This is a genomic window from Aeromonas sp. RU39B (assembly GCF_900156095.1).
Taxonomy (GTDB): domain Bacteria; phylum Pseudomonadota; class Gammaproteobacteria; order Enterobacterales; family Aeromonadaceae; genus Aeromonas.
Genome location: NZ_FTMJ01000003.1, coordinates 1 through 18,312 on the forward strand (window position 1 = coordinate 1; position 18,312 = coordinate 18,312).

General features: G+C 58.1%; 17 protein-coding genes. 6 read left to right on the forward strand and 11 right to left on the reverse strand.

The window, feature by feature from the left end; all coding sequences use genetic code 11:
• Window positions 1-440 precede the first annotated feature (440 nt).
• From erpA to clcA, 3 genes are all read right to left on the reverse strand, one after another.
• Entirely contained in the window at window positions 441-791 is a 351-nt protein-coding gene (erpA, locus tag BW958_RS05170; RefSeq protein ID WP_076574687.1) for an iron-sulfur cluster insertion protein ErpA, read from the reverse strand.
• A gap of 63 nt (window positions 792-854) precedes the next feature.
• Window positions 855-1,565 (reverse strand): DUF6776 family protein, encoded by a 711-nt coding sequence (locus BW958_RS05175; protein ID WP_372629070.1) that lies wholly within the window; start codon window positions 1,563-1,565, stop codon window positions 855-857.
• A gap of 55 nt (window positions 1,566-1,620) precedes the next feature.
• Window positions 1,621-2,982, reverse strand: coding sequence for a H(+)/Cl(-) exchange transporter ClcA (gene clcA, locus BW958_RS05180; RefSeq protein WP_076574688.1), 1,362 nt, complete (start codon window positions 2,980-2,982; stop codon window positions 1,621-1,623).
• Window positions 2,983-3,162: 180 nt separating this feature from the next.
• On the opposite strand from clcA, the gene hemL reads away from it, so the two are divergent.
• Both hemL and BW958_RS05190 read left to right on the forward strand, forming a co-directional pair.
• The gene (gene hemL, locus BW958_RS05185) at window positions 3,163-4,449 is read left to right on the forward strand and encodes a glutamate-1-semialdehyde 2,1-aminomutase (protein WP_076574689.1); all 1,287 of its coding nucleotides are present in this window, start codon (window positions 3,163-3,165) and stop codon (window positions 4,447-4,449) included.
• 146 nt (window positions 4,450-4,595) lie between these two features.
• Window positions 4,596-5,408 carry a hypothetical protein gene (locus BW958_RS05190; RefSeq protein ID WP_256701849.1) on the forward strand — a complete coding sequence of 271 codons (813 nt, stop codon included), beginning with the start codon at window positions 4,596-4,598 and terminating at the stop codon, window positions 5,406-5,408.
• Between the two features lie 53 nt (window positions 5,409-5,461).
• Here the strand turns inward: BW958_RS05190 and BW958_RS05195 are convergent, their stop codons facing one another.
• The 5 genes from BW958_RS05195 to BW958_RS05215 form a co-directional block, all read right to left on the reverse strand.
• Window positions 5,462-6,229 (reverse strand): trypsin-like serine peptidase, encoded by a 768-nt coding sequence (locus BW958_RS05195; RefSeq protein WP_076574690.1) that lies wholly within the window; start codon window positions 6,227-6,229, stop codon window positions 5,462-5,464.
• 75 nt (window positions 6,230-6,304) lie between these two features.
• On the reverse strand, window positions 6,305-6,694 hold the full coding sequence (gene asr / locus BW958_RS05200) for an acid resistance repetitive basic protein Asr (protein WP_076574691.1): 390 nt from the start codon (window positions 6,692-6,694) through the stop codon (window positions 6,305-6,307).
• A 127-nt stretch (window positions 6,695-6,821) separates the two neighbouring features.
• A complete protein-coding gene (gene tesB, locus BW958_RS05205) occupies window positions 6,822-7,685 on the reverse strand; it encodes an acyl-CoA thioesterase II (RefSeq protein WP_076574692.1) in 864 nt (287 codons plus the stop codon).
• A gap of 128 nt (window positions 7,686-7,813) precedes the next feature.
• On the reverse strand, window positions 7,814-9,337 hold the full coding sequence (putP, locus tag BW958_RS05210) for a sodium/proline symporter PutP (protein WP_076574693.1): 1,524 nt from the start codon (window positions 9,335-9,337) through the stop codon (window positions 7,814-7,816).
• Between the two features lie 236 nt (window positions 9,338-9,573).
• Entirely contained in the window at window positions 9,574-9,996 is a 423-nt protein-coding gene (locus BW958_RS05215; RefSeq protein WP_076574694.1) for a hypothetical protein, read from the reverse strand.
• A 403-nt stretch (window positions 9,997-10,399) separates the two neighbouring features.
• Here BW958_RS05215 and BW958_RS05220 point away from each other — a divergent pair, with 403 nt between their 5' ends.
• Complete coding sequence (locus tag BW958_RS05220; RefSeq protein WP_076574695.1) at window positions 10,400-10,876, forward strand: Lrp/AsnC family transcriptional regulator; 477 nt, start codon at window positions 10,400-10,402, stop codon at window positions 10,874-10,876.
• 53 nt (window positions 10,877-10,929) lie between these two features.
• On the opposite strand, the gene BW958_RS05225 is transcribed toward BW958_RS05220, so the two are convergent.
• Together BW958_RS05225 and BW958_RS05230 are read right to left on the reverse strand one after the other, a co-directional pair.
• The gene (locus BW958_RS05225) at window positions 10,930-11,478 is read right to left on the reverse strand and encodes an NAD(P)H nitroreductase (RefSeq protein ID WP_076574696.1); all 549 of its coding nucleotides are present in this window, start codon (window positions 11,476-11,478) and stop codon (window positions 10,930-10,932) included.
• An 88-nt stretch (window positions 11,479-11,566) separates the two neighbouring features.
• Window positions 11,567-13,582 carry an oxidoreductase gene (locus tag BW958_RS05230; protein ID WP_076574697.1) on the reverse strand — a complete coding sequence of 672 codons (2,016 nt, stop codon included), beginning with the start codon at window positions 13,580-13,582 and terminating at the stop codon, window positions 11,567-11,569.
• A gap of 186 nt (window positions 13,583-13,768) precedes the next feature.
• Here BW958_RS05230 and sppA point away from each other — a divergent pair, with 186 nt between their 5' ends.
• Window positions 13,769-15,613 (forward strand): signal peptide peptidase SppA, encoded by a 1,845-nt coding sequence (sppA, locus tag BW958_RS05235; RefSeq protein WP_076574698.1) that lies wholly within the window; start codon window positions 13,769-13,771, stop codon window positions 15,611-15,613.
• 88 nt (window positions 15,614-15,701) lie between these two features.
• Here the strand turns inward: sppA and gltS are convergent, their stop codons facing one another.
• Entirely contained in the window at window positions 15,702-16,901 is a 1,200-nt protein-coding gene (gene gltS, locus BW958_RS05240) for a sodium/glutamate symporter (protein ID WP_076574699.1), read from the reverse strand.
• A gap of 64 nt (window positions 16,902-16,965) precedes the next feature.
• On the opposite strand from gltS, the gene BW958_RS20275 reads away from it, so the two are divergent.
• Window positions 16,966-17,202 carry a hypothetical protein gene (locus BW958_RS20275; RefSeq protein WP_143233025.1) on the forward strand — a complete coding sequence of 79 codons (237 nt, stop codon included), beginning with the start codon at window positions 16,966-16,968 and terminating at the stop codon, window positions 17,200-17,202.
• A 67-nt stretch (window positions 17,203-17,269) separates the two neighbouring features.
• Complete coding sequence (gene ansA / locus BW958_RS05245) at window positions 17,270-18,280, forward strand: asparaginase (protein WP_076574700.1); 1,011 nt, start codon at window positions 17,270-17,272, stop codon at window positions 18,278-18,280.
• The last annotated feature ends 32 nt before the right edge of the window (window positions 18,281-18,312 follow it).

Sequence of the window (18,312 nt, forward strand, 5' to 3'; positions counted from 1 at the left end):
CATTGAAAATCAAAAATTGTTTTTGATGCTTCAATCCTGCGAGTGCCCACACAGATTGCTTGATTCAATTTGTTAAAGAACGTTGCCTTGTCGGCTGAGGCTGCGCATCTTACGCTCCTCGTTTGGAAAGTCAAGTGCCGTAGCGGCTTTTCTTTCCCCGGAAAGTGACAGCGACTGTCGTCTTCCCGTGACCATCCGGCGTCATCCGCCGTGCTGGTGAGGGGCGATTATAGAGATCGCGATCACATTGGCAAGCACAAAAAACCAATTTCATACGAAAAGGCATTCAACCGCACAAACAACCAGCAGATTGCTGATATTTCGCACTACCGCACTGCAAAGAGCGGGCTTCAAGTGTGGTTCAGCCTGTCAGAAATGCCAGCAAGAAAGGGAAAAAAAGAAGGGAATAAAAGAAAAGGCCCTTTCGGGCCTTCATGACATCAGATAGAAAAGCTGGAGCCGCACCCACAGGTGGTGGTGGCGTTGGGGTTAGTCACCACGAAGCGCGAACCTTCCAGTCCTTCCGAGTAGTCAACACTGCCGCCCACCAGATATTGCAGGCTCATCGGATCGACCACCATCACGACACCATTTTTCTCCACCACGGTATCGCCTTCATTGATCTTCTCATCGAAGGTAAAGCCGTACTGGAAACCGGAGCAACCACCGCCAGTAATGTAGACCCGCAGCTTGAGCTCGGGGTTCTCTTCTTCGGTGATCAGACTCTTCACTTTGTTGGCTGCCGCATCAGACATCTGAAGGGGCAACGGAGTTTCCAATTCTGCGCTCATTTCCAACCTCTTAACCATGGCAACGGCGGGATTATCCAATACCCGACCAATGGGTTCAAGTATTCACCGGTTCGCCCCACCACTATCGGCACTGCTTGCGACAACCGGCAGCGGACGCAGCGCCTCACTCCAGTTGACGCTAAGCTCTTGCTCTGGCTGCGTCGCTCCTTTAGCGATACGTACCATCACCTTGTCCGGTGTAAACCCAGTAGGCAGGGTCCATACCCCCTCAAGCATCTGAAAATAGCGCAAGGCATAGCGCACTTCCCCCTCTTTCATGCCCAAAGAGCGCGGACTTAAAGTAAGCGGCTTACCCTCTTTGCTCCCCTCAACTCGAATATCAACCTGGCCGCGCAGCAGTTCGCGCTGGCGGGAAGGTTGTGTCAGGGCGATCCGGTAGTGGATACGCTCGGGAATACTGGTGGTTTCCAGCACCAGATTATCGACGACAACGCCGCTCTGCTCGCCGTCCGGGCGCATGATCCGCTCGAAAAACGCCAGCTGACGTTTTTGCTCCTGCAACTGGCTCTCTTGTGTTTTGAGCATCTGTTGCAGTTGCTCGAACGCAATTTTCTGAGTGGTCAGCTGGGTATTTTTGACCTCAAGCTCTTGCTTGAGTTTGGTCAGCCCTTCCGATTGCAAACGCAGGGTTCGTTCCTGCACATCCACAATACTGCTGTTAGCCAGCTCTTCGCGATGCCCAATGACATACCCGACGAGCAACCCCGGCAGCAATCCTAGTAACCAGCATGCCTTGCGGTTCAGGGTCAGCATGGATCCTCACTCGCATGTTCAGCTCATGGTTCAAGTCTGCCACCCACACCGGCTTTTAACCAGTTTTTGCCGTTTCCCGCAGGCGGGCCAAACGCAAGGTACGTTCCAGAATCTGGGAATAGATGGGGCGCCCCCCCAACCACTGCGCCATCAAGGTTGCGCCGACCGTGGTGATCATCATGGGTAAAATAAGCTGATAGTTGTCGGTCATCTCGGTAACCAGCACGATCCCGGTAATGGGCGCACGCACGGTTGCCGCAAACAGGGCGCCCATGCCGGCAATGGCGAAGGCACCGGGTTCAATTCCAAGATTGGGAAATGCCACGCCAAACAGCTGACCAATCACGAGGCCAAACAGTGTCCCGAGGGCCAGAGTCGGCGCAAAAATCCCGCCGGGCGCACCGGAGCAGAAACAGATAATGGTGGTGAGTAGCCTGGCGGCAAAAATCAGAAACAGTGGCGCCAGCGCAAACTGCCCGCCAATAAGCTGTGGAATCAGCTCAATGCCGCCCCCGGTAATGGGAGGAGTTAGCAGTGAAAGAAGGCCAAATACGCCGGCAACCGTCATTCCGGTCACCACAAATGGCAAGCGGCGATTTTTGTGAATCGCCAGATAACCGTCGAGGCCTGCCAATACCAGCTTGTTAAAGACAAAGCCGAGCACACCAAAGGTCAACCCCATCAGCAGGAACAACCAGAGCGAGCCGAGCATGGGCGCGGCGAAGTGCGGCAGCGTAATGGCCGGATGCTGGCCGCGCAGCACTTGCAGCATCAAGGTGGCGCAAATGGCCGAGATACCGACCGCCCGGATGGCGATAAAGGAGTAGCGAAATTGCGGGCGCATCTCTTCCATCACAAACAGGATGCCGGCAAGTGGCGCATTAAAGGCAGCAGCCAGACCACCGGCAGCGCCTGCGGCGAGCAACGCATGGCGGTGCTCTTTGGGCAGTCGAAACAGGTCAGCCACCATCTGGCCCACGTTACCACCTATCTGTACCGACGGCCCCTCACGCCCCAGCACCATGCCAGAGCCCAAGGTACAGATCCCGCCAAAGAACTTAACCGGCAACACCCGCCACCAGCGTACCGGGCGCAGATCTTCCATGGCGCCTTCAATCTCGGGGATCCCCGAGCCGCCTGCCTCCGGCGCAAACGTGTGTGTCAGGCTGTAGCCAATCAGGCCAAGCAGTGCGCTGAACGCCAGCGCCGCCAACCAACGCAGTTCCCACGGCAAGGATGCTAACCAGTCAAGGCGCCACTCGCCAAGGTGGCTGACCGCCATTTCGAATAGAGCACAGATCGTGCCAGCCAGCCCCCCAGCTAGCGCAGACAGCAGCAATACCCAGAGTGGCAACTTCTGCTGCAAAATACGGCGAAACCCGCGTTGGTGAGACGTTGCGCCCACATGCTCGCTCATCAATAACCCCTTCATCAAACCGGTGCCAACTGCCAAGCAACCGGCTTTCTGGTATAGTCGGACCACTGTTTGCAGTGGTTACAAGAGGGCGAAATCATACACCCCTCCTTGATTGCCTGCCGACCCCCGCTCGGCCACCCATCGGCCATTGCTTGTCACATTCCCAGTTAAGGATGATCCATGTCAAAGTCAGATCTGCTGTTTGAACAAGCCAGACAGAGCATTCCTGGTGGCGTCAATTCGCCGGTTCGTGCCTTTAATGGCGTCGGCGGTACTCCGGTGTTTATCGAGCGGGCCGATGGCGCCTACCTCTATGATGTGGATGGTAAAGCCTACGTGGATTACATCGGATCCTGGGGCCCCATGTTGCTCGGTCACAATCATCCCGCTATCAAACACGCGGTGATCCAAGCTGTCGAAAAAGGCCTGAGCTACGGCGCCCCCACCGAAATCGAAGTACGCATGGCCGAAAAAGTGCGCGCCATTCTCCCCACTATGGAGATGGTACGGATGGTTAACTCCGGAACCGAAGCGACCATGAGCGCCATTCGTCTGGCCCGTGGCTATACCGGACGCGACAAGATCCTCAAATTTGAAGGTTGCTACCACGGCCACGCCGATTCACTGCTGGTCAAAGCCGGCTCTGGCGCCCTGACTCTGGGCCAACCCAACAGCCCGGGCGTGCCGGCAGATTTTGCCAAGCATACCCTCACCTGTACCTACAACGATCTGGCCTCGGTCGAAGCAGCCTTTGCACAGTATGGCCAGGAGATCGCCTGCATTATCGTTGAGCCGGTTGCGGGCAACATGAACTGCATCCCACCCATTGCGGGTTTTCTGGAAGGACTGCGCGCCCTGTGCGATCAGCATGGCGCAGTACTGATCCTCGACGAAGTAATGACTGGTTTTCGCGTCTCCAAGCAAGGTGCCCAAGGGCATTACGGCATCACGCCGGATCTGACCACCCTTGGCAAAATCATCGGTGCCGGCATGCCGGTGGGCGCCTTTGGTGGCAAGCGCGAGATCATGCGACACATCGCGCCGACCGGCCCTGTGTATCAGGCGGGCACCCTCTCTGGTAACCCGATTGCCATGGCCGCTGGCCTTGCCATGCTGGATCTGTTGGAGCAGCCGGGTCTGTATGACGAACTGGATCGCAAAACCGCGCGCATTGCTGACGGTCTCAAGGCCGCCGCCGCCAAGCACGGCATTGCGCTGGCCACCAATCAGGTGGGCGGTATGTTCGGCTTCTTCTTTACCGATGAGCCGACCATCACCCGCTATGAACAGGTAACCCGCTGCGATATGGATAAGTTCAAGCGCTTCTACCATCTGATGCTGGAAGAAGGTGTCTATCTGGCCCCGAGCGCCTATGAAGCGGGCTTCCTGTCGCTGGCGCACGGTGACAAGGAGATTGAACACACGCTGGCAGCCGCCGAACGCAGCTTTGCCAAGCTGGTTGGCTAACAAGACGTTTCTCACCATTGTGGGGCATGGCCTGACCGTCATGCCCCTGTTTACAGCAGATCTGCACCCAATCCCCCTCTTTTCTTCGGCCCACTAATTGCAATCTTTCTCCGGCAAGCTGTTGCAACAGACCCAAGGAGAAATACATGGCTGACATGAGCCCCATCGATCTGCTGCGCCGCTATGAAGAGCACAGCCAGGAGCTGCGCCCGCTGCTGCTGGGGTTGCTCGCGCAGTCACCGGCCGAGCTGGCGCGCTATCCGTTTGTTCTGGCGCAGCGCGACGGCGCCCTGCCGCAACGGGTTCGTGGCCCCATGCCCGGGCCACAAGGGCGTTTGTATTTATTGGTGGAAGGGGATGGCAAGTGCCTTGAACTGAGCCTGCATCAGCTGATTGCCTGGCTGATGGGCGATCGCCACCGCCGTCTCGCCATTCCGTGGTTCAAGCTGGTCTATGTCCTGCTCAGCGCCGCCCTGATGTTGATTGTCGGCAGTTTGGTGTGGCATGGCCTGCGCGAATTGCTGCTGCTCTTGCAAGGAGAAGAGCAAAATCGCCTTGGCGCGTTCAGTGCCATCGTGTTCCTCACCTTGGCGCTGGCCGTATTCGATCTCGGTAAAACCATTCTGGAAGAGGAGGTGCTGCTGCATAAAGATATATTCCGCCACAGCACCATCCGCCGCACCATCACCCGTTTTATCGCCGCCATTCTGATTGCGGTCTCGATAGAGGGGCTGCTTCTGCTGTTCAAAGGGTCGCTTGGCCAAAGCGAATTGTTGTGGCCGGCGGTGGGTGTCATGGGCTGCGCGGTGGGACTGCTGCTGGCGCTAGGGCTCTACGTCTTTCTCGGCGCTCGGGCAGAAGCGCTGCTGGTCAGTGCCAGTCAGCGCCCCTCGCTGCGGCGGCTACCACAAAACCAGAGTGAAAGTCGGGTTCAAGGCACCCGCGCCGCAGGCAGCTGAATCATCAACAGCCGGTTGGCTGGTCCATCGAATGAGCGTGGGCCAGCCACCGGTTAACCGCCCATCCAACGCTGCAACTGGCGCGCCACCGACGGCACCGCAACGGCCAGATTATCGGCCTCTTGCCGCTCGCTGGCATCGGGGGCCGAGCTTTGCACGCCAACCACCCACCAGACACCGCCCTCTTCGAGCAGTAGCGGTGAACCACTGTCACCCGGCAGGGTATCGCAGCGGTGCGCAAGCGTACCGTCCGCATTGACCTTATCCACCTGACACCCTTGATGCGCCAGCAAGGTATCGAGATGATCCGCCGGATAACCAGCCTGGGAGACCTTATCCTGTTTGAGTAAGGCCGCCAGCTGTTCACTGCTGCCGCGCCACAGCGGCAACGGTGCAATATGAGCTACCGGCTTGGTCAGATGGATCAGCGCCACATCGTGGGGACTGGCCTCGGCGCTGATGACAAACCCATCGCCATCCCCCTTGAGACCGTTAATCAATTCACGGGGAAAATAGAGATGATCGGGGCGATAGAACTGGCTGCGCGCACCGGCAAATTGCACATTGATGGCCGGATCCTGACCGTGATGGGCATCGACAAAGCAGTGTCCGGCACTGAGAACCCACTGCGGGGCAATCAGCACACCACTACAGAGGTTTTCGCCGGCGGTTTCAATCTGGGCAATTGCCTGCCAGGGAGTACGAGTGACCGAGACGGCCTGCCGATCATCATGACCAAACAGAAGCTGGCTCTGCTCATCGGCCCACAGCGGCTGACACATCAATAATCCGGCCAAAACAGCCCATGCGGTCATCTTCATCCCATTACTCCAGATACGAAAAAAGGGGCCGTAGCCCCTTGCTTTACATCGACACGCACCAGCGTGGCAACAAACTTATTCTTGGGTATCAGCAGCCTGAGTCGCAGCAGCCGGCTTGGCAGCGACCTTCTTGGCAACCTTCTTGTGCTTAACAACCTTCTTCACGGCTTGAGTCTTTTGCTCAACCGGTTGGCTGGCAGCCTTGGTGGTGGTTGCAGAGGTGGCGGCAGCAGCCTTGGTCACCTTCTTCTTGTGTACTTTCTTGGTAGCTTGAGTCTTCTGGGCTACCGCTTTCTTAGCCTTCTTCTTGTGCACAATCTTGTGCTTGGCAACCGGAGCCTTGGCAACTTGTTGGGTGGCAGCGGTGGTGTCGGTGGTGGAAGCGGCAGTGGTGGTATCAGCCATGGCAACGGCAGAAGAGAGACCAAACAGACCGGCAACAATCAAAGGAAGCATCTTTTTCATGACAATTCTCCAGAAGAGTTCGACAAGGGGATGGGCTTGGTGCCGCGTCCTTGAATGTCATAGTAGGGGCGAGTGCTCGCCCCTTCAGTGCGCCTTTGGTGACCATCTGTAACCAAATGTACAAGCGTTAAGCCGGACGACGGCGGATCACCCCCTCCTGCATGGTGCTGGCGACCAGCACCCCGTCACGGGTATAGAACTGGCCGCGTACCAGCGCCCGACCATTGGAGGCACTGGGGCTATCCACCACATAAAGCAGCCAGTCGTCGAGACGAAAATCACGGTGGAACCACATGGAGTGATCGATGGTGGCCACCTGCATACCCGGCTCCCAATACGAGACGCCGTGTGGCTGCAAGGCGGTCAGCAGGAAATGGAAGTCCGATGCATAAGCCAGCAGGTATTTGTGCACACGCACATCATCAGGCATCTGGCCATTGGCACGAAACCAGGCGTGGCGCACCGGCTCGCTGACACTCGGGCGGATCGGGTCTACCAGCGTAACGGGGCGGATCTCCAGCGGCTTGTCGCACAGGATCTTGTCACGCAGCGTCGGCGGGATCAGCTTTTCATAAGGGCGCACCAACTCCAGCTCACTTTGCAGATCGTCCGGCGCGGTCACCACCGGCATCGCGCTCTGGTGCTCAAAGCCTTCCGCTTCAATTTGAAACGAAGCATTCAGGTAGAAGATCGGCTTGCCAAACTGGATGGCTTTGACCCGACGAGTCGAGACTGTCTGGCCATCGCGAATATTTTCGACGTCATAGACAATCGGGTAGTTGGCATCACCGGCGCGCAGGAAATAGGAGTGAAAGCTGTGCACCTTGCGCCCCTCTGGCACGGTCTGCTTGGCTGCCGACAGCGCCTGGCCCATCACCTGACCGCCAAACACGGCACGCAATCCCAGATCCTGGCTCTGACCACGAAACAGCCCTTCCTCAATCTTCTCGAGTGCCAGCAAATCCAGCAGATCCCTGAGTACCTTGCTCATTCAACGCTCCAAAACAGGTGCCCACCTCGGGCAAAATCATCTGTGCGATAGTGACCAATTGGACGCCATGCGTCCAGCCCTGCAAAAACTGAGCCCCGCCGAAGCGGGGCTCTTTAGACGAATTTGCGTCAGTTAACGACCACCGGCTCACCACTGCCGTCATCGTCTTCCTGGCTGCTCAATTGGCGCTCGGCGCGGGCAAAGCGCTCCAGCACCGCGGTTGATGGCGCCTGACCCAGCAGGCTCACCACCACAATCGCCGCACCACCGAGCAGGAAGCCCGGGATGATTTCATACAGACCCAGCCAGCCAAACTGCTTCCAGATGATCACCGTCAGCGCGCCGACCAGCATGCCGGCCAGTGCGCCGTTGCGGGTCATGCGCGGCCACAGCACCGAGAGCAGTACCACCGGACCAAACGCGGCACCAAAACCGGCCCAGGCGTAGCTCACCAGCCCCAGCACCCGGTTTTGCGGATTCATCGCCACGGCGATGGCAATCAGGGAGATAAGCAGCACCATCAGACGGCCCACCCACACCAACTCAGTCTGCGAGGCATTCGGGCGCAGGAACGGCTTGTAGAGATCTTCGGTAATGGCGCTAGAGCAGACCAGCAGCTGGCAGCTCAGGGTACTCATGACTGCCGCCAGAATGGCCGAGAGCAGCACACCGGCAACCCAGGGGTTAAACAGCAACTTGGCCAGTTCGATAAACACCCGCTCCGGATTGGCTGTCACGTTGCCGGCCTGCTCCGGGAAGCTGGAGAAATAGGAGAGACCAAAGAAGCCAATGGCAATGGCGCCGCCGAGGCACAGGATCATCCAGGTCATACTGATGCGGCGGGCATTGGTCATCGAGCGATGGGAATCGGCTGCCATAAAACGCGCGAGAATATGCGGCTGACCAAAGTAACCGAGCCCCCAGGCCATCAGCGAAATGATCGCAATCAGGTCGAGGTTTTTGAACATGTCGAGATAGCCGGGCCCCTTGGCCTCGACCACCGTCAAAGCACTCTCCATACCGCCCGAGTAAATCACCACACAGACCGGCGTCAGGATCAGGGCAAACAGCATCAGGCTAGCCTGAATGGTGTCGGTCCAGCTGACGGCCAGGAAACCGCCAAAGAAGGTGTAAGCAATGGTCGCCGCTGCGCCCACCCACAGGGCGGTGCTGTAATCGAGGCCAAAGGTGCTTTCAAACAGACGGGCGCCGGCAACGATACCGGAGGCACAATAAATGGTGAAGAACAGCAAGATCACCAGTGCCGAGAGAATGCGCAGCACCCGGCTCTTGTCCTCAAAGCGGTAGGAGAAATAATCCGGCAGAGTCAGGGCATTGCGGTTAATCTCGGTGTGCACCCGCAGGCGACCCGCCACCCAGCGCCAGTTGAAATAGGCACCAATAACCAGACCGATGGCAATCCAGCTTTCGGACACACCGCTTAGGAATACCGCTCCCGGCAGCCCCATCAGCAGCCAGCCGCTCATGTCAGAGGCCCCGGCAGAGAGGGCGGTCACCCAGCTGCCCATGCGCCGGCCGCCAAGAATATAGTCATCGAAATTACGCGTGGCCCGATAGGCGACAAAGCCTATCAGCACCATGCCGAGGATATACACCAGAAAGGTGATCACCATGGGTGTGCTTGCTGTCATTAAAAAAACTCCAGTGTGGATCGTGTTGTCTGTCGGCCTGCTCTTGACGGCGGGCTTGATGAATAAAAGTCGGCATAGATTAATCAGAGGTTCAGATGACCTCAACCGCTTTTAACAAATAACAAACACAATAGTGGCGTTCCTGCGTCCAACAAGGGCCGAAGCAGGCGATGATCGGGTCTGGAGGAGAATCAACGGAACAGAACAGCCCAGTGAGCGAGCCAATCAGGCGGGGCTTAAAACAGGATGCGACGACCCGTCAGGCAGTGGCGGCAGACCGGTTGACCTTGTAGTGACGCGAGCATTTCCGGCGCCATGCGCCGACCACAGCGACCACACTCGCGAAAGGCACGCAGGCGCTGCTGTATGGTCCACTCCACCAAACGTAGCAACTCATCATAGTGCGCCTCTTCCAGCGGCAGCTGTCCAGCTGGCTGCATGCGCAGCATAGGGGTGGTGGGTGATGCCCACTCCACATAGGGCTGACTGACTTCGACACCGTTACAGGAGAACGAAACTACCGCCAACAGCGGCTCACCGATAAACAGGCTCTGTTCACCGTGGCATGGCCAAGGTAAATGGCGCTGCAGACGTTGGCTCCACTGGGTAGCCAACTCCGGCAACGGCGCTGCCAGCAGTTCAGTTAGTGATGAAGGCATGGGGTTCTCCATTCGGGAATGCCTCATCTTAACAAAAAAAAGTTGCACAAGTAGATTGCCAAATGGCTATCACTGTGACCCAGCTTCAAAAACGCGATCGCCGAAAAGCAACAAGGCAGACGCCGGGATGTCTGCCTTGCTACTACTCTGCGAGATGGTTCTCCCTCACCAGCCACCTGCTACCCGGTTGGGTTGTCAAGCCGCTGTGGTGCGCCAAGACCGGTAAGTCTCTTTGCAAGAGCGCCTGGATGAGTGCGCCTCTTGACCACCAGATGTTGAATACAGCTTACCGCCAAGCGCGGGGAGAGTGGTTGCAAAGATGAAATACAAAAGCCTTGTTTTAGCAATAATTGACTCTTAATATGGAAAATATTGAGCAATCATTGCCAAGCGGGAGAATGGGATGCTGAAACTGGATCGGATAGACCGGCATATCCTTGAACTGATGCAGGAGCATGGCCGTATCAGCAACCTGGAGCTGGCCGACATGGTGGGCCTCTCCCCCTCCCCCTGCTCGCGCCGGGTCAAGGCGCTGGAAGACGCCGGGCTCATCGACACCCACGTCACCTTGCTAAACGCCAAGGCGCTGGGATTAACCCTCACCGCCTATATCCATATCTCGATGGATCGCCACACCCCGGAGCGCTTCACCCATTTCGATGAAGCGGTCAGTGCCTTGCCCGAAGTGCTCGAATGCGATCTCATTACCGGTAACGATGCCGACTATCAGCTCAAGGTGGTGGTGCAAGACATGGAGCACTACCAGCACTTCCTGCTCGACAAGCTGACCCACATTCCGGGTGTGACCGGTGTGCGCTCGAGCTTTGTATTGCGCCGCATCAAGCACAAAACCGCGCTGCCGCTCAACCACCTCGAATAGCCTGCAAATAGAAAAGGGAGGCCAATGCCTCCCCTCTCAACTCACTCGCACAATCAAAATGAACGCACAAATGCCGCCGGATCAAGCTCACGGATCTTGCGCACTTCGCTGACCGGCGTTCCCAGATAGAGAAAACCCACCAGCTGATCATCTTCGGCCAGCCCCAATCCTTTGCTGACGATCTCATCGAACATAAACCAGCCAGAGCGCCAGATACCGTTAAAGCCCTGCGCCTGGGCTGCCATCTGCATCGCCATCACGGCGCAGCCGGCTGACAGCTCCTGCTCCAGGCGCGGCACCTTGGGGTGATCATGATAACGGGTTGCCACTGCGATAATCAGCGGTGCCCGCAGCGGCGCATCCAGACAGCGTTCAATCGCCTCTTCCGGCTCGCCACGCTCGGCAGCCGCCGCCGCCAGCAACTCACCAAAACGCTCGCGCCCCTTGCCTTCAATCAGAATGAACTGCCAGGGCGTCAACGTGCCATGGTCGGGAGCACGCAGCCCCGCCTTGATAATATTGTCGAGGACACTTCCGCTCGGAGCAGGCTCGGTCAATCGAGGAGCTGAGTGACGGTTGAGCAGTAGTTCGAGTGCATCCATCAAAACACCTTTGCAAACAACGGGTCAGAGATTTCACCTTAGCACAGGCATAGATGAAGAAAACCCTGCAGATGCAGGGTTTTCCTATTCAGATCACGGCGGCGAGCTCTGCTCCCTGCCGGATGGCGCGCTTGGCATCAAGCTCTGAGGCCACATCGGCGCCACCTATGATATGCACTGGTTTGCCTGCAGCTTGCAGGCCGGCTTCGAGCTCACGCAGCGGCTCCTGCCCGGCGCAGATGATCACATTATCAACCGGCAGACACTGCATTTGACCGTCCACCTCGATATGCAGTCCCTCGTCATCAATACGCTGATAGTTGACGCCTGAGAGCATCTCGACCTGACGGTTTTTCAATACCGTACGGTGGATCCAGCCGGTGGTCTTACCCAAGCCATCGCCCACCTTGCTCTTTTTGCGCTGCAGCAGCCAAACCTGGCGCTCGGGCGCAGCCACCTGCGGCTGGGTCAAGCCACCGCGCTGACCGAGTGTGGCATCAATGCCCCACTCTTTGAGCCACTGCTCGCGGCTATGTCCATCGTGCGACTCCACCAGATATTCGGCCACGTCAAAACCAATTCCGCCGGCGCCCATCACCGCCACCTTGGCTCCGACCGCCTTGTGATCACGCAGCACCTCGAGATAACTGAGCACTTTCGGGTGATCGATACCGGGAATATCGGGCGTTCGCGGACGAATGCCGGTAGCCAGCACTATCTCGTCAAATCCACCACCAAGCAGACTCTCGGCGCTCTGGCGCTGACCAAGATAGAGCTCAACACCGCACGCATCGAGCCGATTGGCAAAGTAACGCAGGGTTTCGCGAAACTCCTCTTTCCCCGGGATCCGCTTGGCAAAGTTGAACTGACCGCCAATCTCGCCCGCTTGATCAAACAGGCTGACGCGGTGGCCACGCTCGGCGGCGTAGCAGGCAAACGCGAGCCCTGCCGGCCCGGCCCCCACCACCGCCAGTTTCTTGGGCTGCGGCACCCGGGCAAAATTCAGCTCGGTTTCATGACAGGCACGTGGGTTGACCAGACAGGAGGCCCGTTTTTGCTGGAAGATATGATCAAGACAGGCCTGATTGCAGGCGATGCAGGTGTTGATGAGCGAGCTGCGACCATCCGCCGCTTTTCGCACAAATTCAGGATCAGCCAGCAGAGGGCGCGCCATCGAGACCATGTCCGCCTCGCCTTTACTTAAAATCTCCTCGGCCACCTCGGGGGTATTGATACGGTTGGTGGTGATTAGCGGCACGGACAGATGCTTTTTCAGCTCGGCGGTGACCCAGGTGAACGCGGCACGTGGCACGCTGGTGGCGATGGTCGGGATCCGCGCCTCATGCCAGCCAATACCAGTGTTGATCAAGGTGACGCCGGCCTGCTCCAGCGCCTTGCCAAGCTCAATCACTTCACTTAGCGAGGATCCCTGCTCCACCAGATCGAGCATGGAGAGGCGAAAGATAATGATGAAATCGCTCCCCACCCGCTCTCGAATAGCGCGCACTATCTCAACCGGGAAGCGCAGACGATTTTCAAGCGAGCCGCCCCACTGATCGCGGCGCTGATTGGTACGCTCGCAGATAAACTGGTTGATGAGATAGCCTTCAGAGCCCATCACCTCCACGCCATCATACCCGGCGCGGCGAGCCAGTTCAGCCGTGGCGGCAAAGTCGCGAATGGTGGCACGCACCTGACGATCACTCATAGCGCGCGGCTTGAACGGTGAGATCGGTGCCTTGATGGCCGATGGCGCCAGGCTGAAAGGGTGAAAGGCATAACGACCGGCATGCAGAATCTGCAGGGCAATCTTGCCCCCTTCGGCATGCACCGCATCGGTGACCTTACGATGGCGCCCCACCTGCCAGGGGAAACTTAACTGCGCCCCATGCGGGATCAGCCGACCGCGCAGATTGGGGGCGATGCCGCCAGTGACAATCAGCCCCACGCCACCCCGGGCACGCTCGGCGTAAAAAGCGGCCAGCTTGTCAAAGCCGCCCTTCTCCTCCTCCAGCCCGGTGTGCATGGAGCCCATCAGGACCCGGTTACGCAGCTGAGTAAATCCCAGTTCGAGCGGTGCCAAGAGTGCAGGGTAGTGGCTCACGGCGGCCTCCAGTTAATAATTTGTTATCGAGTTGCAACTAGAGTAAATAACCAAAACTGCTTTTTCAAACAATTGTTTGGATAAAATTTAGGCGAACAACTGTGCGCTATGCACAGGCTTGTGAGCGCCGTCGCACTGGTCAATAATGCCCGCTTACCCTCTCTTCATTTACAGAGCGATAACCGCATGTCGATTCTCAAAGGTCTGGGCTGGTTGCTGCGCGGAGTCTGGCGCCTGCTTAACTTCACCAGGCACCTGTTCCTCAATCTGCTGTTCCTGCTTCTGATCCTGCTGGTCGTCGTGGCCATCGGCAGTCGTGAAAAACCCCAGCCGCCCATTGAAGGCGCCCTGACACTGGAGCTCTCCGGGGCACTGGTCGAGCAAAAGAGCCTGCCCGATGCCTCGGCCCAACTGATGCGCCAGCTGGGTAGCGACGATGAGTTGCCATCGGAAATCGTACTCTCCGACCTGCTGCGTGCAATCAACAGCGCCAAGGATGACAAGCGCATCAAGGCACTGGTGCTTAAGCCGCAAAATCTGCAGCAGGCCAATTTGAGCAAGCTGCAGGAGGTGGCCGCCGCCATCGACAACTTCAAGAAGAGTGGCAAACCGGTCTATGCACTGGCCGACTTCTATACCCAGGGGCAATACCTGCTGGCCGCTCACGCCGATCATGTGATGCTCAACCAAAGCGGCGCCGTGCTGCTCGAAGGGCTGGGTGTCTATCAGCTCTACTTCAAGTCGGCGCTCGAGAAGTTCAACATCACACCCCATGTGTTCAAGGTCGGAACCTACAAGTCGTTTGTCGAGCCTTATACCCGCGATGACATGTCACCCGAGAGCCGTGAGGCCAACCAGCGCTGGCTGACCCAGATGTGGGACAGCTACGTGCAGGATGTCGCCAAGCAGCGCAAGGTGGCGCCGGACATCATCTCGCCGAGCAAGGAGCAGCTGATTGCCCGCCTGCAACAGGCCAAGGGCAATGCCGCGCTCTATGCCCAGGAGCAGGGATTGGTTGACGAGCTGGCCACCCGTGATGAGATGACCCAAACCATCATCAAAGAGGTGGGCGAGACTGATGACCACGGCTGGAAAGGGGTCGGGCTCAAAGAGTATCTGGCTACCATAGGTTCACCCTATATCGAGCAAGGCAAACCCGCCGTGGGGCTGATTGTCGCCAGCGGCGCCATCATGGATGGCAAGCAACCCGCCGGCACGATTGGCGGTGATTCGCTCTCGTCCCTGCTCAGCGATGCTCGTCATGACGATCAGATCAAAGCGGTCGTGCTGCGGGTAGACAGCCCGGGCGGCAGCGCCTTTGCTGCCGAACAGATCCGCGCCGAACTGCTGGCCCTGAAGGAAGCCGGCAAGCCGGTGGTGGTCTCGATGGGTAGCTACGCCGCATCGGGCGGCTACTGGATCTCGGCCGACGCCGACAAGATTTTCGCCTCCCCCACCACCCTGACCGGCTCTATCGGCGTATTTGGCATGTTTGCTACCGCCGAGAAGGCGCTGGCCCAGTTTGGCATCAAGAGCGATGGCGTCGGGACCACCGAGTTTGTCGGCATGGATCCGACACGCGCCCTGCCCGCCCACATGGCTGACATCATGCAGCTCAATGTGCAGAGCACTTACCAGCGCTTTATCGATCTGGTCGCTCACGGCCGCGGCATGAGCGCCGAGGAGGCCGAAAAAGCCGCCGAAGGACGGGTCTGGACCGGTGCCGATGCCAAGACGCTGGGCTTGGTTGATGAGTTTGGAAATCAGGACGATGCCATCCGCGCCGCCGCCGAACTGGCCAATCTGCAAGATTATCAGGTGAGCCCGATTGAGCCGGAAGAGTCGGCCAAGGAGAAGTTCCTGCGCGAGCTGCTCGATAGCACCCAAAGCAGCGTGACGCCGCTGGTGCGCGGTCTGCTGCCTAGCTCGGTGCTGACGCTGATAGGCAAAGTGGACAAAGCGGCCGAGCCGCTGACCCGCTTTAACGATCCGCAAGGCACCTATGCCTGGTGCCCGGTCTGTACACTCTGATGTTCATCCCCGCTTACGCGGGGATTTTTTTGCCCAGAGAACATAAAAAAGGCTCCCGCAGGAGCCAACGTAGGTGTTCATTACGCCGTCACATAAACGGCAACGCCAGAAACAGCTTGATGACCATGGCGTTAACGATATCGATAAAAAACGCCCCCACCATGGGAACCACCAGAAACGCCAGATGGGACGGGCCAAAGCGCTGGGTCACCGCCTGCATGTTGGCTATCGCGGTCGGAGTGGCACCGAGCCCGAACCCGCAGTGACCGGCCGCCAACACTGCCGCATCGTAGTTCCGCCCCATCACCGGGAAGGTGACAAACACGGCATAGAGCGCCATGGCGAGGGTCTGCATCGCCAGCAGGGCCATCAGAGGCAGTGCCAGAGCGGTGAGATCCCACAATCGCAGACTCATCAGTGCCATGGCCAAAAACAGCGACAGGCAGACATTGCCCAGCAGCGACACTTCACGATCGCTCACTTCATGCCCGTTAAACAGTGCCAACAGGTTGCGCAGCAGCACCCCGACAAACAGCACACAGACGAATGCCGGCAGCTCCAGCGAGCTGCCTTGCAGACCTTCGGCCAGCAAAGCGCCCCCTTTGAGGCTGATCGCCATCAAGGCGAGGGTTTCCAACAGACTGAACGGGGTGATGGGGCGCTCGAGATCAGGCATTTCAAAACCCTGCGGGGCAGTGTCGAGATTGTGCCCTTCCCCCGGCACCTGCACTTTTTTGATCAAATGACGAGCGACCGGCCCACCAATCAGCCCACCCAGCACCAGACCAAAGGTGGCACAGGCGATCGCCAGCTCCGAGGCAGATTGCAAACCATATTTGGTGCTAAAGATGCTGCCCCAGGCCGCACCAGTGCCATGCCCCCCAGAGAGCGTGATGGAGCCCGCCAGCAAACCGGTATGCGGATCCAGTCCGAGCAAGGTGGCCAATCCAACCCCCAGGGTGTTTTGCATCACCAGCAAACCGGTCACCACCAGCAGAAACACCGCCACGGCCTTACCACCACGCTTCAGGCTGGAGAGCTCAGCCGAGAGTCCAATAGAGGCAAAAAAGCCGAGCATCAGTGCAGTCTGCAGCTGGCTGTCAAAGCGAAACGACAGACCTGTGGTATGGCGCACGCCCCACAGCAACAGGGCGACAACCAGTCCACCAGCCACCGACTTGGGGATATGAAAGGCGCGCAGCCATTCAATGCGAGTCACCAGCATGCGTCCAAACAGCAATACCAGGGTCGCGGCCACCAGAGTGGCGTAAGCATCGAGTTGTATCATCTTGTCTCCCATGTCAAATGGCCTGGCTCGCACTAAAAAAAGCGCTCAGGATTGGCCGGGATGAATGACCGAACGGGTCGGCCGAGCTGTCCAGCGAGTGACGAATCCCGCAGCGGGGATATCTGGAAGCGCATCATCCCGCAGGGATGATGGCAGAGGGTTCACTGAAAATGTCGGCGGCAATTTAGCACAAAAAGCCAATACTGACTACTTTATTGACTTTTTAGCTCGTAACTTCGCCAAACATCCACACGAATGGCGAATGGTTATCAAAAAGTTATCTTCCTCACAGCCCCATTGATTGGACCTGTCATTTGCTCCTGCAATCTCTATAATCCCTGCGGTTCCAGCCCAGACGAGGAGAGGTTGTGAAGAAGTCCATCTATATCGCCTACACAGGCGGCACCATCGGTATGCAACGCTCCGACCACGGCTACGTGCCGGTCGCGGGATTCATGGAAGATTGTCTGGCGCGGATGCCGGAATTCCACCGCCCCGAGATGCCGGATTACCATATCCATGAATATGCACCGCTGATCGACTCCTCCGACATGACGCCAGCCGACTGGCAACGGATCGCCGAAGATATTCGCGATCACTATGACGACTATGATGGCTTCGTGATCCTGCACGGCACCGACACCATGTCGTTCACCGCGTCGGCCCTCTCGTTCATGTTCGAGGATCTGGGCAAACCGGTCATCATCACCGGCTCGCAGATCCCGCTGGCTGAGCTGCGCTCCGACGGCCAGCAGAACCTGCTCAATGCGCTCTATATTGCGGCCAACTACCCGATCCATGAAGTCACGCTGTTTTTCAACAACCAGCTGTTTCGCGGTAATCGCAGCAAGAAGGTGCACGCCGACGGCTTCCACGCCTTTGACTCGCCCAACTACCCGCCCCTGCTCAACGCCGGAATCCACATTCAGCTCGAAGCCGGTGAGCTCGGCCAAGCCAGTGGCAAGCCGATGCGACTGCACGACATTACCCCGCAACCGATCGGCGTGGTCACCCTCTACCCGGGGATCTCGGCCGAGGTGATCGCCAACATTCTGCTGCAGCCGGTCAAAGCGCTGATCCTGCTCTCGTTTGGTGTGGGCAACGCCCCGCAAAATCCGCAGATGCTGGCGCTGCTCTCACAGGCCTCATCGCGTGGCGTCATCATCGTCAACTTAAGCCAATGCCTGCATGGCATGGTTAATATGGGTGGCTACGCCACCGGTAACGCCCTCTCCCGGGCCGGTGTCATCTCCGGGTTTGACATGACCGCCGAGGCGGCGCTGACCAAGCTGCACTTTTTGCTTAGCCTTGGGCTGCCGGCCGAAGAGATCCGCACCTTGATGCAGCAATCCCTGCGCGGCGAGCTGACCTGCTCTTGATAGCGCGACGCGCGAGCCATTAAACAGAGAGG

What these genes read in the sequence shown, in the direction of transcription:
- clcA (WP_076574688.1), bottom strand. Translation starts at nt 2,982, where the DNA reads ATGAGCGAGCATGTGGGCGCAACGTCTCACCAACGCGGGTTTCGCCGT.
- BW958_RS20275 (WP_143233025.1), top strand. Translation starts at nt 16,966, where the DNA reads ATGACCGAACGGGTCGGCCGAGCTGTCCAGCGAGTGACGAATCCCGCA.
- BW958_RS05220 (WP_076574695.1), top strand. Translation starts at nt 10,400, where the DNA reads ATGCTGAAACTGGATCGGATAGACCGGCATATCCTTGAACTGATGCAG.
- BW958_RS05195 (WP_076574690.1), bottom strand. Translation starts at nt 6,229, where the DNA reads ATGAAGATGACCGCATGGGCTGTTTTGGCCGGATTATTGATGTGTCAG.
- tesB (WP_076574692.1), bottom strand. Translation starts at nt 7,685, where the DNA reads ATGAGCAAGGTACTCAGGGATCTGCTGGATTTGCTGGCACTCGAGAAG.
- erpA (WP_076574687.1), bottom strand. Translation starts at nt 791, where the DNA reads ATGAGCGCAGAATTGGAAACTCCGTTGCCCCTTCAGATGTCTGATGCG.
- gltS (WP_076574699.1), bottom strand. Translation starts at nt 16,901, where the DNA reads ATGATACAACTCGATGCTTACGCCACTCTGGTGGCCGCGACCCTGGTA.
- hemL (WP_076574689.1), top strand. Translation starts at nt 3,163, where the DNA reads ATGTCAAAGTCAGATCTGCTGTTTGAACAAGCCAGACAGAGCATTCCT.
- BW958_RS05225 (WP_076574696.1), bottom strand. Translation starts at nt 11,478, where the DNA reads ATGGATGCACTCGAACTACTGCTCAACCGTCACTCAGCTCCTCGATTG.
- BW958_RS05190 (WP_256701849.1), top strand. Translation starts at nt 4,596, where the DNA reads ATGGCTGACATGAGCCCCATCGATCTGCTGCGCCGCTATGAAGAGCAC.
- BW958_RS05175 (WP_372629070.1), bottom strand. Translation starts at nt 1,565, where the DNA reads ATGCTGACCCTGAACCGCAAGGCATGCTGGTTACTAGGATTGCTGCCG.
- asr (WP_076574691.1), bottom strand. Translation starts at nt 6,694, where the DNA reads ATGAAAAAGATGCTTCCTTTGATTGTTGCCGGTCTGTTTGGTCTCTCT.
- sppA (WP_076574698.1), top strand. Translation starts at nt 13,769, where the DNA reads ATGTCGATTCTCAAAGGTCTGGGCTGGTTGCTGCGCGGAGTCTGGCGC.
- BW958_RS05215 (WP_076574694.1), bottom strand. Translation starts at nt 9,996, where the DNA reads ATGCCTTCATCACTAACTGAACTGCTGGCAGCGCCGTTGCCGGAGTTG.
- putP (WP_076574693.1), bottom strand. Translation starts at nt 9,337, where the DNA reads ATGACAGCAAGCACACCCATGGTGATCACCTTTCTGGTGTATATCCTC.